This is a genomic window from Actinoplanes sp. L3-i22, assembly GCF_019704555.1.
Taxonomy (GTDB): Bacteria; Actinomycetota; Actinomycetes; order Mycobacteriales; family Micromonosporaceae; genus Actinoplanes.
On the sequence record NZ_AP024745.1, the window covers coordinates 4732372 to 4747665 of the forward strand.

At 71.0% G+C, this 15294-nt stretch carries 15 protein-coding genes; 8 read left to right on the forward strand and 7 right to left on the reverse strand.

The window, feature by feature from the left end:
• Positions 1–108 precede the first annotated feature (108 nt).
• Together L3i22_RS54625 and L3i22_RS20940 are read right to left on the reverse strand one after the other, a co-directional pair.
• Positions 109–393 (reverse strand): TetR family transcriptional regulator, encoded by a 285-nt coding sequence (locus tag L3i22_RS54625; RefSeq protein ID WP_370644486.1) that lies wholly within the window; start codon positions 391–393, stop codon positions 109–111.
• Positions 394–485: 92 nt separating this feature from the next.
• Positions 486–653, reverse strand: coding sequence for a hypothetical protein (locus L3i22_RS20940; protein ID WP_221328648.1), 168 nt, complete (start codon positions 651–653; stop codon positions 486–488).
• Between the two features lie 342 nt (positions 654–995).
• Here L3i22_RS20940 and L3i22_RS20945 point away from each other — a divergent pair, with 342 nt between their 5' ends.
• The 3 genes from L3i22_RS20945 (at position 996) to L3i22_RS20955 (ending at position 2857) form a co-directional block, all read left to right on the forward strand.
• The gene (locus tag L3i22_RS20945) at positions 996–1460 is read left to right on the forward strand and encodes a nitroreductase family deazaflavin-dependent oxidoreductase (RefSeq protein ID WP_221328649.1); all 465 of its coding nucleotides are present in this window, start codon (positions 996–998) and stop codon (positions 1458–1460) included.
• A gap of 72 nt (positions 1461–1532) precedes the next feature.
• Positions 1533–2258, forward strand: coding sequence for an SDR family NAD(P)-dependent oxidoreductase (locus L3i22_RS20950; RefSeq protein WP_255658444.1), 726 nt, complete (start codon positions 1533–1535; stop codon positions 2256–2258).
• A gap of 23 nt (positions 2259–2281) precedes the next feature.
• On the forward strand, positions 2282–2857 hold the full coding sequence (locus L3i22_RS20955; RefSeq protein ID WP_221328651.1) for a TetR/AcrR family transcriptional regulator: 576 nt from the start codon (positions 2282–2284) through the stop codon (positions 2855–2857).
• A 55-nt stretch (positions 2858–2912) separates the two neighbouring features.
• Here L3i22_RS20955 and L3i22_RS20960 read toward each other — a convergent pair whose 3' ends face one another.
• Positions 2913–5597, reverse strand: coding sequence for a LuxR family transcriptional regulator (locus tag L3i22_RS20960; RefSeq protein WP_221328652.1), 2685 nt, complete (start codon positions 5595–5597; stop codon positions 2913–2915).
• A gap of 174 nt (positions 5598–5771) precedes the next feature.
• On the opposite strand from L3i22_RS20960, the gene L3i22_RS20965 reads away from it, so the two are divergent.
• Genes L3i22_RS20965 through L3i22_RS20975 form a run of 3 tightly spaced genes read left to right on the forward strand, consistent with a single transcriptional unit; the run spans position 5772 to position 8151 of the window.
• Positions 5772–6614 carry an alpha/beta fold hydrolase gene (locus L3i22_RS20965; RefSeq protein WP_221328653.1) on the forward strand — a complete coding sequence of 281 codons (843 nt, stop codon included), beginning with the start codon at positions 5772–5774 and terminating at the stop codon, positions 6612–6614.
• 4 nt (positions 6615–6618) lie between these two features.
• Positions 6619–7797, forward strand: coding sequence for an MFS transporter (locus L3i22_RS20970; protein ID WP_221328654.1), 1179 nt, complete (start codon positions 6619–6621; stop codon positions 7795–7797).
• 18 nt (positions 7798–7815) lie between these two features.
• The gene (locus tag L3i22_RS20975; protein ID WP_221328655.1) at positions 7816–8151 is read left to right on the forward strand and encodes a VOC family protein; all 336 of its coding nucleotides are present in this window, start codon (positions 7816–7818) and stop codon (positions 8149–8151) included.
• Between the two features lie 227 nt (positions 8152–8378).
• Here L3i22_RS20975 and L3i22_RS20980 read toward each other — a convergent pair whose 3' ends face one another.
• The 3 genes from L3i22_RS20980 to L3i22_RS20990 form a co-directional block, all read right to left on the reverse strand.
• The gene (locus L3i22_RS20980) at positions 8379–9008 is read right to left on the reverse strand and encodes a CDP-alcohol phosphatidyltransferase family protein (RefSeq protein ID WP_221328656.1); all 630 of its coding nucleotides are present in this window, start codon (positions 9006–9008) and stop codon (positions 8379–8381) included.
• Positions 9005–10711, reverse strand: a complete 1707-nt coding sequence (locus L3i22_RS20985) for a histidinol-phosphate aminotransferase family protein (protein WP_221328657.1) — start codon at positions 10709–10711, stop codon at positions 9005–9007. Before L3i22_RS20985 ends, L3i22_RS20980 begins: the two co-directional genes overlap by 4 nt.
• Before the next feature lie 164 nt (positions 10712–10875).
• Positions 10876–11493 (reverse strand): TetR/AcrR family transcriptional regulator, encoded by a 618-nt coding sequence (locus tag L3i22_RS20990; RefSeq protein ID WP_221328658.1) that lies wholly within the window; start codon positions 11491–11493, stop codon positions 10876–10878.
• 128 nt (positions 11494–11621) lie between these two features.
• Here L3i22_RS20990 and L3i22_RS20995 point away from each other — a divergent pair, with 128 nt between their 5' ends.
• Positions 11622–12374: an SDR family NAD(P)-dependent oxidoreductase gene (locus tag L3i22_RS20995; protein WP_221328659.1), complete on the forward strand. Its 753-nt coding sequence runs from the start codon at positions 11622–11624 to the stop codon at positions 12372–12374.
• 167 nt (positions 12375–12541) lie between these two features.
• Here the strand turns inward: L3i22_RS20995 and L3i22_RS21000 are convergent, their stop codons facing one another.
• A complete protein-coding gene (locus L3i22_RS21000; RefSeq protein WP_221328660.1) occupies positions 12542–12898 on the reverse strand; it encodes a hypothetical protein in 357 nt (118 codons plus the stop codon).
• On the opposite strand from L3i22_RS21000, the gene L3i22_RS21005 reads away from it, so the two are divergent.
• The gene (locus L3i22_RS21005; protein ID WP_221328661.1) at positions 12887–15277 is read left to right on the forward strand and encodes an NACHT domain-containing NTPase; all 2391 of its coding nucleotides are present in this window, start codon (positions 12887–12889) and stop codon (positions 15275–15277) included. The two genes, L3i22_RS21000 and L3i22_RS21005, sit on opposite strands and share 12 nt — an antisense overlap.
• The last annotated feature ends 17 nt before the right edge of the window (positions 15278–15294 follow it).

Sequence of the window (15294 nt, forward strand, 5' to 3'; positions counted from 1 at the left end):
CGATGCTTCACCAGCGTGCACCCGCCCTGATCCGCGAGCACAACATGTAGCCGGGCGCAGCTGCCCCGCTCCTGCCGCCGATCCGCCAGAGCCAGACCACATTCAAGATCAAGATCGGTTTCCGGTACGGCGAAGAGCCCGCTCCCGCCACCTGTGGCGCAACGCCGCGTCGACACCCGCGTCCGCCGCGATCTCCCGAATGGTCGCCGCGGCGTAGCCGTCCGCGGCGAAGCGGGCCCGCGCCGCGTTCAGCATCCGCTGCCGGGAATCGCTCCCGCCGGGACGGCGCCCCCGGCGAGGCCGTGCCACAGCGTTGCTCGCATCCGGGGACATGCGGCGTTCTACTGACAGCGGCGGCCGAGTTGCGTTGCTCCCGACCCCCTCCATGATCATGAAGGGGGACTCACTTCATCGCCGCGGCCACCCTGGTCAGGCCGGCACCGGAGCGGCCGCGGGGCCGCGGCCTGCTCGTCAGGCCGGTCCGGTCACTCCGTGCCGGCCATGACGCCGGTGTCGGACTGCAGGGCATCCGGATCGATACCGAGGGTCCGCAAGATCGACGCATGCGTGCTCGTGTCGATCACCGCGGGCAGATCCCTCTCGACCCAATCGGCCCTGGATCCGAGCCCGCGTGAGCGGAGCTCCGCCACCACGGTGGTCTTCTCGACGTAAGCCTTCGTAGCGATGGTGTCTCCCTCTCGCCCTGGCGGTCTGGATTCTCCGGATGGGGAGAGGCGCCGGCAGGACTGATTCTCTAACGTACCCGTACAGCTTTGGCGCAACCCGGCGACCTGCTGCGGATCAGCGGCGTCACCGGGACTCGCCGGCCCCCGGCGGGCGGCGCGGATCGATTTCAGGGCTGCCGACGACGCCTTTCCTGGGCGGTTGAAGTCCCATGGGCGGGTGAGCGCGGTGGCAGTGCCGCGCGGCCGGCACGCGAGACCCTCACCTGATCAGGTGAGGAGACCAGCACCCAAGCCCGGTTGACTGACGCCGTGACCGTATCCCCGTCGCCCGACTACCTCCCGAGCCGCAGCCCACGGGCGCGCGACCAGGTCGCCCGCTTCGAGGCGACGGATGGCGCCGAAGCCAACACGCTGGACGGGCGGCCGGTCGTCGTCCTGACGATGACCGGTGCGCGCACCGGCAGGGTCCGCAAGACGCCGGTGATGCGCGTGGTCCGGGACGGCACGTACGTCGCGGTGGCCTCCGCCGGTGGCCAGCCGGACAATCCCGCCTGGTATCACAACCTGGTCGCCCACCCCGTGATCGAGCTGCAGGACGGCGCTGAACGGCGCACCGTGCGAGCCCGCGAGATCCATGGCGCCGAGAAGCGGCGTTGGTGGTCCATCGCCGATTCCTTCTGGCCGCCGTACGCCGACTACCGCGCCCGTTCGCCCCGCGACATCCCACTGTTCCTCCTCGAGCCGGTGGGCTCGGGGAGCCAGGGGAGTGACTGAGGGCACGTTGTTTTTTAGACAGACCTGTCTAATCTCGTTTTAGACAGACCGGTCTAAACAAGGGAGAGAATGATGAACGAGCTCGCGAACAAGATCGCGCTGGTCACCGGTGCCACCTCGGGCATCGGCAAAGCCACGGCCCTGGCGCTCGCGGCCGAGGGTGCGGAGGTCGTCGTGCACGGGCGAGACGCCGAACGTGGCGCCGAGACCGTCGCCGAGATCGAGGCCGGCGGCGGCAAGGCCCGCTTCGTCGCGGCCGACCTGCGTGATCCGGCCGGCGCCGCGGACCTGGCGCGGGCGGCCGGGGACGTGGACATTCTGGTCAACAACGCCGGGTCGTCCTGGTTCGGACCCAGCGACCAGCTCGACGTGGAGGGCTACGACGCGATGTTCGACGGCAATGTCCGCGCGGCCTACCTGCTGACCGCGGCGCTGGCGCCCGCGATGGCGGCCCGCGGCGAGGGCAGCATCGTCAATCTGAGCAGCATGGCCGCGGCGGTCGGCCTGCCCGGCGGTGCGGCGTACAGCGCCACCAAGGCTTCGCTCAACGCCCTGACCCGGGCCTGGGCGGCCGAGTTCAGCCCGTCCGGGGTCCGGGTGAACAGCGTGGCTCCCGGTCCGGTGGCCACCGCCGGGGCCCGGGCCGAGGTGATCGACGGCCTGGCCAAGACCACCCTGCTCGGCCGGGCGGCGCGGCCCGAGGAGATCGGTGCCGTCATCGCCTTTCTCTCGGGGCCGCGGGCGGCGTACGTGACCGGGGCGACCATCCCGGTCGACGGTGGGCGTACCGCCGTGTGATCGAAGGTACGTACAGTTAGTGCATGACATCGTCGGCCGGTTCGAGCAGGCGCTCCGCCCGTGAGCGCCTGCTCGAGGCCGCTGACCGGCTGTTCTACACCGAGGGCGTGCACACCGTCGGCATCGACCGGGTTCTTGACGAAGCGGGAGTCGCCAAGGGCTCGCTCTACTACAACTTCGGCGGCAAGGACGACCTGGTCCGGGCCTACCTGCAGAACAGGCACGCCCGCTGGGCCGCCCGGCTGGACGAGCGCACGGCCGGCGTGCCCGCGCCGCGGGCGAAGATTCTGGCGATCTTCGACGCTCTGGGTGACCTGTTCGCCGAGCCGGACTTCCGGGGTTGCGCCTTCCACAACGCGGCGGCTGAGGCGGCGCCCGGCAGCGCCGAAGAACTCGCGGTGAAGGATTTCCGCACCTGGCTGCACGCCCTGTTCGCGGACCTGCTGACCGAGGCGGGCTACCCGGACACTCAACGGCTGACCAGGCAACTTGTCATGCTCTACGACGGCGCGAACATCGCCGCGGCGATGGATGCCGACGGGCACGCCGCCGAGGCGGCCCGCGCGGCCGCCGACGCCCTGCTGCCGCCTGAGGCCTGACGCTCTGGCTTCGGCGCCGATCGAGCTGGCGCCGGCATCGCCACCCAGGTTCGGCTCAGCCGATCCGGTCGCGCAGCACGTTCGTCAACTGCACCCGTGAACGCACCCCGAGCTTGGCGTACGCCGAACGGATGTGGGTGCCCACGGTGTTGGGGGACAGCCCCAGTTCAGCGGCGGCCGCCCGGTTGGTCAGGCCGGAACCGATCAGCCGGGCCACGGTCCGCTCGCTGTGGGTCAGCGATTCCCAGCCGCCGACTGCCCGGTCCGGCTTGAGCGGCCAGTAGTCGCGTCGCAGGCCCAGGCCGCTGAGCACGGTACGGATGCGATCGGCCGCGGCCTGGAATTCGCCCTCGTGAAACACCTGCCACGCCCGGTCCAACTGGGCGATTGCCTCGACCCGGGCGCCGTCTCGTAGCAGTGCCGTGCCCAGATCGTCGGCGGCGCCCGCGCGCAGCTCTGCCCGCGGAGCGGACGCCAGCACGTCGCAGGCCTCGCGCAGCAGGCGCACGTCGGTGCCGGCCAGCCCTCTGACCTGCAGTGCGATCCCGGCATAGGTGGCGATGCCCGGGTTGCGGTCCGCGGCCTGCCCGGCGAACCGAACGGCGAGCCCGACGACCTCGGCATCCCCGGCGCTCATCGCCGCGCGGGCGAAGGCCGGCATCCAGCCGGGCCACCACGGCCAATAGGAACGGTCGTCCAGCGCGGCGTGCAGTTTCGCCCGGATCACCGCCAGCGCCGGGGCGAGCCGGCCCCGGGCGATCAGCAGCTGGGCTCCCATCAGCTCGTTGCTGTCCGCCTGAATCGCGTCGCCTGCGGGCGCGGTGGTCACGCATCCGTCGAGCCAGGACTGGGCCAGATCCAGGTCGCCGCGGGCGAGGGTGATGCCGAACAAGGTGCGCCGGGCGTCCTGCGCCGCCGCTTCGTTGCCGAACTCCTCGGCGGCTCCCAGCACGGTGTGGGCCTGGGCCTCGGCGTCGGCGAGCCGGCCGAAATACAGGTGCTGTGCCATGCGCGCGTGCGGGACCCAGGCGGCCCCGCCGGCAGCCGCCAGCATGGTGTCGGCCTCGCCGACCCGGTCGAGCAGCTGCAGTGCCTGCACTTCCTGGCCCAGGTACGCCTCGCCGGCCGCCGCCCGCAGGTCGCGCAGGCGCCGCAGGGTTTCGCCGTGGCGGCCCTGGTTCATCGCCAGCACGGCCAGCGAGTAGTCCGCCATGGACCGTGATGCCGGATCGTGCGCGCGTTCGGCGAGCAGATGTGCCTTCGCGGCGAATGCCCGGACCTGCTCGGCCGGTCGGGTGCCGATCGAGGCCAGCGCGAGGTTGGCGGTCAGCCGGGCGCGTGACAGGTCGCTGACGGCAACGTCGGCGAGACGGTCCGAGGCGCGCCGCGTGATGTCGTTGAGCCGGCCGGTGTGCCACAGTGCCCGCGCGACGGTGATCTCGATCTGTGCCATCCGCTCGGGATCCGTCGAGTGGGCCAGCATGGCGTCGGCCAGGTGCACTGCGCCGGCTATCCGTTGGGCGGCGACAAGTGCCTGGATCGCACGTACGCCGGTGTCGTGCCATCGCTCGTGCCGGGGTGCGAGCAGATCGAAGGCCTCGCCGGCGAGGTCGGCCGCATCGCCGGCGACGGCCTCGTCGGCCGCCGCGAGCAGGACCGTGGCCGCGGACTCATCGCCGGGGGTGGCCGAGGCGCGGATGTGCCCGGCCACGGCCAGCGGCCCGGCGCCGTCGGTGAGCAGCATCTGGGCACAGCGCCGATGCAGGCGCCGCCGCGTGCCCGGGCTCAGGTCGGCGTACACCGCTTCGCGGACGAGGTCGTGCCGGAACGCCAGTTCGGGGTGCTCCGGTGCGAGAAGTCCCGCCACGGCAAGCGCGTCCACGGCTGCGGAGAGGTCCTCGCGTCCGTCGTCGGGCAACAACGCGCAGCACTCGGCGAAGGTCGCTGCCCGCCCCAGCACCGCCAGAACCTGGATCATGCGTACGGCGGTGTCGGGAAGCACGGCGAGCCGGCGGCGCAGCCCGGCGGCGAACCCGGTCGGCAACGGCGCGAGGCTCGCGCCCTGCTCTCGGGCCCGCAGCGCGTCCTCGATCACCTGGACGGCGAGGAACGGATTGCCGCCGACGCGGGCCAGCAGACCGGTGGTGGCTTCGTCGAGATCGTCGCCCAACAGGTCGGCCGCGATGTTCAGCAGGTCATCGGTCGGCAGCGGATCGAGGGCGACGGCATGCGACGCGAGCTCGGCCGGCGTCTCCCGGACCGTGTAGAGCCAGGCCACCGGCGCCTCGGCCAGGCGCTGCGGCAGAACCCGGGCGGCGGTGCGGCTGAGCGGATCGGCCCACTGCAGGTCGTCCACGGCGATCACGACCGGCCCGCGCTGGACGGACTCGGCGATGAGGGCGGCGAGCCGGTCCAGGAAGACGGCCGGCTGCCCGGCGAGGCCGCTGAGAGTCGCCGTCTGGTCCGCGGTGAGGACCGGGTCGGCGCCGGCGCGCAGGGCCAGCAGGATCGTCAGGCCGGGAGCGAGCTGATCGGCCACGGTCGCCCGGGTCGAGCCCGAGCGCCAGCCCGTCGCCGACGCTTCGTGCAGCAGCCGGGTCAGCACGGCCGTCTTGCCGATTCCGGGGTCTCCGGAGATGACCGTGACCGTGCCCCGGCCGGTACGGCGCACGCCGCGCAGCTTGGCGAGAGCGTCGGCGACGAACCTCGACCGGCCACGCAGAACAGGAGGTGCCGCCACGTTCGAGGAGTTTAGTGAGCGATCACCAGGCGGCCGGCAGCCGCGCGCATGATCGACGTCACGTTGCCGTTTAGACAGGTCTGTCTAATACTCGCTTTAGACAGACCTGTCTAAAGGCTGGACCACCTGTTCGGGTGACGAATCCAGCATGATCCGTCCGTAGAAAGAGCAACCATGTCCGACACCCACAACACCGCACCCACCCGGCACGCCGAGGCGAACGGCATCAGCTTCGCCTACCGCCGCTTCGGCGCCGGCCCGGGCGTGCCGGTGGTCTTCCTCCAGCACTTCATGGGAAACCTCGACGACCACGATCCGGCCATCACCGACGCCCTGGCCGCCGGCCGCGAGGTCATCCTGTTCAACAACGCCGGCGTCGCCTCGTCGACCGGCACCACGGCGGACACCGTCGAGCAGACCGCCCGCGACGCCGAGTCCTTCATCGACGCTCTCGGCCTCGAGCAGGTGGATCTGCTCGCCCACTCGATGGGTGGCCTGGTCGCCCAGCAGATCGCCACCGACCGGCCGGAACTGATTCGCAAACTGATCCTGGTCGGCACCGGGCCACGCGGCGGCGAGGGCATCGGCGAGATGGCGCCGCAGACCGCCGCGTTGTTCACCGTCGTCCTGGAACACCAGGAGCAGATGTGGCTGCCGATCCTGTTCTCGCCCAGCAAGGCGAGCCAGATCGCCGGCCGTGACTTCCTCGAACGCATCATGGCCCGCCCGGACCGGGACGCACCCGTCACGGCGGCCACCGTGCAGGCCCAAGGGGCTGCCATCCATTCGTACGGCACCCGCAAGGATCCGTCCTACGCCCACCTCGCCGACCTGCGCCAGCCGACCCTGGTGGTCAACGGCAACAACGACATCATCATCGCGACGATCAACTCGTACATCCTGCAGCAGCACCTGCCCGACGCCACGCTCGTGCTCTACCCGGACGCCAACCACGGCGCCCACTTCCAGTACCCCGGGCGGTTCGTCGAGCAGGTCCGGATGTTCCTGGACGACTGATCCGATGTCGAGGCTCCGACCCTCCTGGCTCGCCGTGTACGCGGTGGCGCTGGGTACGTTCACCCTGGTCACCAACGAGTTTCTCCCGGTCGGCCTGCTCACCGCGATCGGCGCCGACCTGCACGTCTCCGAGGGCGTCGCGGGCACCACGATGACCGTGCCCGGCGTCGTGGCCGCGGTCGCCGCGCCCACCCTGACCGTGGCGGCCGGTCGGCTCGACCGCCGGATCGCCCTGCTCGCCATGACCGCCCTGTTCACCGTCTCGGACCTGCTCGCCGCGGCGGCGTCCGGGTTCGCCATGATGCTGCTCGCCAGGTTCCTGCTCGGCCTGGGCATCGGCGGATTCTGGGCGATCGGCGCCGGCGTCGGCGGACGGCTCGCCGGACAACGCGCCGCGGTGACCGCCACCTCGGTGATCTTCGCCGGGGTGTCGGTGGCCAGCGTGATCGGCGTGCCGGCGGGCGCGTTCATCGGCGGGCACTTCGGCTGGCGTACGGCGTTCGTCGCCGCCGCCGTGCTCGGCGTCCTCGCCCTGGTGCTGCAGCTGGCGCTGCTGCCCCGGATGGGCGTCGATCAGCCGGTGACCTGGCGCTCGCTGGCGACCGTGCTGCGCGGCCCGAACGCCCGGGTCGGCCTGGCCACCACGCTGCTGCTGGTGATCGGCCAGTTCACCGCGTACACCTATGTGCAGCCGTTCCTCGAGCGGCACACCGGCGCCTCGCCCACCACGGTCAGCACGCTGCTGCTGGTCTACGGGATCGCCGGAATCGCCGGAAGTCTGGCGGCCGGTGCCGCCCTCGAGCGACGGCTCTACGCCGCGATCGTCACGATCATCGCCACGCTCGGGCTCGCCGCGCTGGCGATGACCGTCCTCGGCACGACGACCGCCGGGGCGATCATCGTGCTGGCGATCTGGGGTCTGGTCTACGGCACCGTCCCGGTCGCGATGCAGACCTGGATCTTCACCGCCGACCGGAGCACACCCGAGGGCGGTTCGGCCCTCTACATCTCCGCGTTCCAGATCTCGGTCGCCGGCGGATCACTGCTCGGCGGACGCATCGTCGACGGCACCGGCGGCAGCGTCGCGGCCATGCTCACCGGCGGCCTGCTCGCGCTCACCGCGCTGGCCCTTTTCGTCAGTCTCGCCCGGCGGCCCGCCGCCGATCTCCAGCCTGTCATCTGACCCACGAAAGGTTCCACCATGACCATCTCCTGGTACGCCGTCGCGATCGACTGCGTCGATGCCCGTACGGTCGCCGCGTTCTGGCACGACGCGACCGGGTGGCCGATCGCCGCCGAGTCCAGCGACACCCGGGTCGTCCTGCATCCCGGCGGTGGCCTCCCGCAGGTCACCTTCAACACGGTGCCCGAGCCGAAGGCGACCAAGAATCGCCTGCACCTCGATGTCACCACCGACGACTTCACGGCCGAGGCCGACCGGCTCGTCAAGCTCGGGGCGACCCGCCTGCGTGACTTCGACGGCTGGTCCACCTTCGCCGACGTCGAGAACAACGAGTTCGACCTGATCGGCTCGTAAGCACCCGCCTCACCTGTCGATGGGGGGACCCCTGGGACAACGGCCCCGAGGCCGAGCTGCCCGGGGTCCCCCCCGTAGCGACGGCGGGCGGATTTCCGAGGATGCCCGGGATCCGTCAGCGGCTGTACACCCGACTCGCCAACGGGCCGGATGCCGGTGCCGCCGCCGGCACGATGGACTACCCGTTCACGCGGTCGACATCGCCTGATCGATCGGGGACGCCCCGGTCATGGTTCCTGGGCGCGCAGGAGGCGGGCCTCGCGCGTACCGATGAGAATGGTCTGCACGGCGAGGAAGACGGCGCCGGTCGCCAGCAGCGCGTCGTAGACGAACGGCACCGGCCCGGTGAAAAAGCCGGCGAGTCCGAAGACGACCAGGCCGACGTGTGCCTCGGTGGGGCCGAGGCGGCCGAACGACAGCCGGAACTCGCCGAAGATTACCGTGCGCAGCAGGACCAGGATGTTCAGCGACTGCAGCGCCACCAGCGTGAGGCAGGCGACGCTCAGCGAGGCCAGCGGCGAGAGCCCCAGCCCGATGAAGAGCAGCACCTGGGACACGGTGTCCAGGAAGTGGTCGACGAAGAAGCCGTACCGGGGCCGGTCCTCGCCGCGCAGCCGGGCCACCGTGCCGTCGAGCGCGTCGCCGAACCAGTGCAGCGCCACGCCGGCCACCGCCAGCAGGATGAACCCGCGGTGATAGTTGCTCAGCGCGTAGCCGGCGCAGCAGAGGATCGCACCGGCCAGCCCGGCCAGCGAGCAGGCGTCCGCGGTGACGCGCGGGGCGAGCACGGCGGCGAGGCGATCGAGCAGCCGCCGTTCCGCGACCGCGAGCAGGCTGTCGTTGACCCGCTCGATCACCGGGTCAGGGCCTTCTCCAGCGCCACCACGATGCGTGCGCACTCCTCGGCGCCGCGGACCGCGACCCGGACGATCCGGCCCTCGAACAGCGCGGACATCGGGGACAGATCGCGCAGGAAGACGTCGTAGCGCCGGCACCTGTCGACCACCAGCGCGGCGCTCGGCCCGCCGGTCGGCAGCGTGACCAGCAGGTAGTTGGCCGCGGCCTCGTCCACCGCCTCGACGCCGGGCAGTTCGCGCAGCGAGTCCGCCAGCCGCGAGCGCAGCAGGTGCGTCTGCTCCCACCGTGCCGCGTAGTAGTCCGGGCTGTCGAGCGCGCGGATCGCGGCGACCTGCGCGGGCATGCCGAGCACCCACGGCGGCGTCCATCGGCGCAGCGTGGCCGCGGTCGCCGGGTCGGTGATCAGGTAGGCGGCCCGCGCGCCGGACAGCGCGTACATCTTCGACATCGACGTGCAGACCGCGACGCGGGGATGGTCGCCGATCAGCGGCACCGCCGACTCCCGCAGGCCGGCATATCCGATGTAGGCCTCGTCGATCCAGAGCCGGGTGTGCGCCGGCAGCGCCGCCGCGATCCGCCGCACGTCGGCCAGCGGCAGGTGCCGTCCGGTCGGATTGTTCGGGTTGACCAGCACCACCAGGTCGTAGCGCTCGGCCGTGACCTGCGCGATCAGCCGGTCCACGTCGATCCGCCAGCCGTCCTCGCGCCGCACCGCGAACCGGTCCACCCGCGCGCCCACCACCTCCTCGGTGACGTGCGCGTACTCGCCGTAGCTCGGCTCGATCAGCAGGACCCGGCTCTGCGGGCGCAGCCACTCCCGGAACGCGCGGAAGATCAGATCGGAGGAGCCGGCGCCCAGGCTGACGGACGCCTCCGGCACATCACGGTGCGCGGCGATCGCGCGCACCACGCCGTCGGCCGTGGTCGGCGGCGAGGAACGCGCGATCCAGCCGGCGTGCGTGCTCAGCGCGTCGAGCACCTCCGGCGCCGGGTCGAACCAGGCGTCGAGCACGTCCGCGGTGACCACCGAGTGGCGCCGGTCCATCTCGCGCAGGTCGGTGCCGATCGCGGCGAACGAGGCCCCGCCGTGCTCGCAGCCGTCGCGGTCCGCGGCGAGCGGCATGTCCAGCCGCCAGTCCAGGTTCAGCTGCGCGATCTGGCGCAGGCATCTGCGCCGTACGGTGGCGGGCATCTGGGTGCTGCTCATGATCTCGAAATCGACCTGGCCGGAGCGCACGGTGCGACCGGCCGGGGTCAGGCCCATCGCCCGGTACATGGCGGTCAGGTCGGCGCGGCCCATCGCCACCGCGGTGCGCCCGCCACGCGACTCCACCCAGCGCATCGCCGCGTACATCAGCAGCGCGGCGAGCGGCGTGCGGCGCTCCTCCGGGGTCACGGTCAGCAGCCGCACCTCGAACGTGTCGTGCGCGTCCAGGACCGGCAGGTCCGCGCGGGTCACATACTTGTCCAGCGACCAGCGGCCGGCCCACGGCGGCGTCACGCTGACGAACCCGGCGGGCCGCCCGTCGCGGACTGCCACCAGGTAGACCACACCCAGCTCGTCCATCGCGTCGCGCAGCTCACCGGCGGCGTTGGTGCGGTGCTGGCCCAGTTCCTCGCCGTAGACGCGGTGGCGCAGCCGATAGATCCACTCCCGATCACCGGGTACGCCCTCGCGCAGTTCCACATGCAGGTCGCTCATGTGGATGATCCTTCCGCCGGACCGCCCCGCACACCTGAGCATCGATACTCAGACGGGATCCGGCCGCACCCAGTCCTGGCCGAGCAGCTGTTCGGCCAGACACGCTAACACGCTCTCGGGCCGGACCTTCGCCGGCTGACCGTTGGTCGCGGTCCTGATCTCGGTCAGCGGCGGGCAGCCTGCCGGTAGGCGTCGGTGAGCGGCAGGCCGCGGAAGGCCTGCTCGGCGGCGGCGTCCAGGACGTCCTGGCCGATGCCGCCCTTGGCCATCACGTCCATGCCGCGGTTGAGCGCCAGGACCAGGCAGGCGATGGCGCAGCCGTCGGCGTCCGGGGCGAGGTCGCCGTGGCGCTGAGCGGCGGCGACGCAGTCGGCCAGCGCCCGCTGCTGCTGGGAGAAGACGTCCAGGATGACGTCGTGGGCCTCGGTGTCGCGGTCGCCGACCTCGAGGGCGAACTTGCCGGCCATGCAGCCGAAGTGTTCGTCGTCGCGCAGCACGAAACCGGCGCCGGCCAGGATCCAGGTGTGCAGGCGGTCGATGGCGCTCTCGTCCGGGCCGTCGAGTTCGTCGTGCGTCTGGATCAGGGCCTGCCGTACGTACTCGTGCAGGGCTTTGATGAAAACGGTGTGTTTGTCGCCGAACGAGGCGTAGAGGCTGCCGCGGCCCACGCCGGTGGCCGCGGAGATGTCGTCGAGGCTGGTGCCGGCGTAGCCGCCGGTGCGGAACTGGCGGACGGCGGCGTCCAGGACGCTCTGCTCGTCGAATGCGCGTGGTCGGGCCATGACGCCCAGGATAGCGCGTTCTTGACGGTGTAGTACAGAACACATCTCCCGTTCTTGACGTCTCAGTAGAGAACCGAGGTATGTTTTTGACGCACCAGTACAGAACGTCGTTCACCAGGGAGTTCGTCATGAGCGACACGCTCACCGGCAAGATCGCACTCGTCACCGGCGGCAGCACCGGCATCGGCCTGGCCACCGCCAAACGCTTCGTCGACGAGGGCGCGTACGTCTGGATCACCGGCCGCCGTCAGGCCGAGCTGGACAAGGCGGTCGCCGAGATCGGCCGCAACGTCCGCGCGGTGACCGGCGACATCGCGAACCTCGACGACCTCGACCGGCTCTACGCGCTCATCGCACAGGAACAGGGCCGCCTGGACATCCTGGTCGCCAACGCCGGCACCGTCGAACTGCGCCCGACCGCGCTCGCCGACGCCGAGCACTTCGACAAGACCTTCGGCACCAACGCCCGCGGAACCTACTTCACCGTCCAGAAGGCGCTGCCGCTGTTCGTCGACGGCGGCAGCATCGTGCTGGTCTCCTCCGGGATGAACGTCAAGGGCTTCCCCGCATACGGCACCTACGCCGGCACCAAGGCGGCGATCCGCTCGTTCGCCCGCACCTGGGCCGCCGAGTTCAAGGACCAGGGCATCCGCGTCAACGTGCTCAGCCCCGGCGTCATCGAGACCCCGATCATCGACGTCCAGTTCACCACGCCCGAGGCGGTCGAGGCCGGCCTGGCGATGTTCAAGTCGATGATCCCGCTCGGCCGGCTCGGGCGCCCCGAGGAGATGGCCAACGCCGTCTACTACCTGGCCTCCGACCAGAGCAGCTACACCACCGGTTTCGAGCTCGTCGCCGACGGCGGCGTCACCGAGATCTGACCGCCGGGCCGGCTGACCCGCCCGCCGGCACGGCTGGCGCCTGCTCGGGCTGGCCGGCGAACTACCCGAGATCGGCCGGGAGCCCGAAGCGCGGGAATAGCCGCCGGTGTCGAGGAAGTTGGTGATCCGGCGATCCGTCCCGCTGAGATCTCCAGCACGATCAGCGCCTACGGCTCGTGCCCGGTGCCGGTGAGGCCGGGCCGGTACTGCCCGAACGCGGGCAGGCCGTTGGCCACCACCGGCATCAGGCGGGAACCGCGGCAGCCACGGCCCGTGTCGGCCATCCAAGCGGCGACGTCGTCGCGGCCGTGCAGCCACATTGGCAGCGGCGGCATCGACAGCTTCGCGTCGTCGTGCAGCAGCCGTGAATCGATCGAGCCAGCCCGAAGATCAAAAGACGATTTCGACGTACGGCCGAAGCACCGACCACCGCATCCGCGATGTGGCAGGCGATGCTGACCGCGCTCCGGCAGCCGCCGGTTCCACTGTGAGCGGTGCCGTACCATGCCGTCATGCGGGGCCACCGGCGGAAACTCCTGGTCAGTGCGCTTCTCGCCGGCACCGTGGCCGCGCTGACCTTGCTTGCCCGGGAAATGACCAGCGGCGACCTCGACCGAGCCGACAAGGTCGCCAGCGTCACCGGGCTCCTGGTCGCCCTCCTCGGCCTGGCCCTGACCCTCCGCGAGCCACTGACCGCCTGGCTTGCCCCGTCGCACGCCGCGACCCTGGCAAGGCTGTCCACGGATGAGGCCGCGACCGCCGCCGACGAACTGGCCCGCAGTGTTCGGATCGGCTGGGAGCAGGAGGCCGCGCGGCGAGGTCTGTTCGATCCGGTGCCGATCACCCTGCACTGGCGGAGCACCGCGCGGCCGGTGTCGGCACCCGTCACGGCGATCACGGCCGGCGAGGTCGGCGGACACCCGACCGGGCTGAGGCTGAGCGGTGACCTCAACAGGATCGTGGAGACCCTGGACGGCCTGCCCCGGCACCGGTTGGTCATCCTCGGCGACGCCGGCACCGGTAAGACCGCGCTCGCCATCGTTGCCCTGCTCCGGGTCCTGCGGGAGCGGTCACCAGGCGAACCGGTGCCGGTGCTCGTTCCGATGGCGTCGTGGGATCCCGGCGAGTCGTCGGTCCGCGAATGGATTGGGGCGCAGCTGGCCGACGGCTACTACCGCGGCCAGCCGGAGGTCCCAGAGGACCTGCTCGCCGAGGGGCTCATCATGCCGATCCTGGACGGTCTGGACGAGATGCCGGAGTCGGTGCGGCCGGCGGCGATCCGGAATCTGACCAGATTCCTCGACGGGCAGCCGCTGGTCCTCACCTCGCGTGGACCCGAATTCGAGCAGGCCGTCACCGCGGCGCGGGCTGTGGTGGCCGAGGCCGCGGTCGTCGAGCTCGAACGGATCAGCACCGGCGACGCGCTCGACTACCTGGCCCGCGCCGGCGACGTGGAGGGCGACTCCTGGTCGAAGATCACCGCCGAGCTTGCCCGGGACCCAGCCGGGCGGGTCGCGGTCGCGCTGGACACCCCGCTGATGCTCAACCTTGCGCGGGCCGTGCACGCCGCCAAACCGGCCCGGGTCGACGAGATCCTCGACGCGACCCGGTTCCCGGATGCTTCGGCGATCCGGGAATGGCTCACCGATCAATTGATTCCGGCAGCGTACGGGCCGACGGACGCGGGGCGGGCCCGGCGCTGGCTCACTTTCCTGGCCCGGGAGATGACTCGGCGAGGCACCACCGTGCTGACCTGGTGGCAGCTGCCGCAGGCACTTCCGGCGGCCGTGCTCGCGGCCGGATACGGCATCGTTGCCACCTTCTGCGCCTATTTCTCCTTGGTCGACACCTACGGCTGGGGTGGAGCCGTACGAGTCAGCCTTCTACTGGGACTGATCGCCGCCGTGGCGATCACCTTCGCCCCCGCGCCGGCCCCGGCTCGGGTCGACGGCTACCTGCGAGCTCGGCTCCCCGGTGCCCTCATCGCGATGCTCCGAGGCCTGGGAATCGGTACGGCCTGCGGTTTCGTGGCCGGTCTGGTCCTCGGAGTGGCCTACTCGGGTCCGCTCTTCGCCACATATCCCACCATGGTGCATTCCTGGCTCGAGAACACCCACTGGCTTCTGGCGTCGGCCGCGATCGGCCTCTATTTCGGCACGACGACGGGCGGCCTCACCGGGATCATCGTCGGACTGATCATCGGGGTCTCCCGCGGTGCCGCCGCCGGCCTTCGCGGTGGTGGCAAGGTGGCGCTCGTCATGGCCGGAGTCATCGCTCTGGCCATCGGGAAAGCGGCCTCGGAGTCGGCAGCGGAGCGGCACACGTTGATATTCCGGGTCTTCACGCAGTTCGACTACCGCCCGGCGCCGACTTTCATTCGCGACCTGGCCCTCCAGATAGCCGGCGACCATGGGGAGTTCCCTCCCTGGGAGGTCCTGCTCATGTACATTCCCCAGCTCACCGCCTTCCTGGGTCTGTTCGGAGCGGTCTTCGGAGTCGTGCTGGCACTCCGGCGGGTTACCGGCTCACCGCTCGACGTCACGCTGGTCACCAGCCCGCAGGTCGCCTGGAAGGCCGACCGCAAAGCGGCCCTCACTCGCTTCCTGGTCGTCATCACAGCACTCGGACTGATGTATGCCGGGTTGCAGGTCGTCGCGACGGGGCACGCCTTCTGGAATGCGACCGCGTATCCGACCGTGTTCATGATCGCCGTTTTCACGGCGTCGGTCTCCGCCTACGGCCGATTCGTGATCGCTACCGTCATCCTCTGGATGGCCGGGCGCATGCCGTTGTCCGGCATCGCCTTCCTGGAGAGCGCCCGGCGGCGGGGCGTCCTGCGACTGTCCGGTGCGTCGTACCAGTTCCGGCACGAAGTGCTGCAGGCGCAGCTCAGTCGTCGCTGATGTCGGTGTCGAAGCGA

What these genes read in the sequence shown, in the direction of transcription:
- L3i22_RS54625 (WP_370644486.1), bottom strand. Translation starts at nt 393, where the DNA reads ATGATCATGGAGGGGGTCGGGAGCAACGCAACTCGGCCGCCGCTGTCA.
- L3i22_RS20950 (WP_255658444.1), top strand. Translation starts at nt 1,533, where the DNA reads ATGAACGAGCTCGCGAACAAGATCGCGCTGGTCACCGGTGCCACCTCG.
- L3i22_RS20955 (WP_221328651.1), top strand. Translation starts at nt 2,282, where the DNA reads ATGACATCGTCGGCCGGTTCGAGCAGGCGCTCCGCCCGTGAGCGCCTG.
- L3i22_RS20965 (WP_221328653.1), top strand. Translation starts at nt 5,772, where the DNA reads ATGTCCGACACCCACAACACCGCACCCACCCGGCACGCCGAGGCGAAC.
- L3i22_RS20970 (WP_221328654.1), top strand. Translation starts at nt 6,619, where the DNA reads ATGTCGAGGCTCCGACCCTCCTGGCTCGCCGTGTACGCGGTGGCGCTG.
- L3i22_RS20975 (WP_221328655.1), top strand. Translation starts at nt 7,816, where the DNA reads ATGACCATCTCCTGGTACGCCGTCGCGATCGACTGCGTCGATGCCCGT.
- L3i22_RS20985 (WP_221328657.1), bottom strand. Translation starts at nt 10,711, where the DNA reads ATGAGCGACCTGCATGTGGAACTGCGCGAGGGCGTACCCGGTGATCGG.
- L3i22_RS20990 (WP_221328658.1), bottom strand. Translation starts at nt 11,493, where the DNA reads ATGGCCCGACCACGCGCATTCGACGAGCAGAGCGTCCTGGACGCCGCC.
- L3i22_RS20995 (WP_221328659.1), top strand. Translation starts at nt 11,622, where the DNA reads ATGAGCGACACGCTCACCGGCAAGATCGCACTCGTCACCGGCGGCAGC.
- L3i22_RS21005 (WP_221328661.1), top strand. Translation starts at nt 12,887, where the DNA reads ATGCGGGGCCACCGGCGGAAACTCCTGGTCAGTGCGCTTCTCGCCGGC.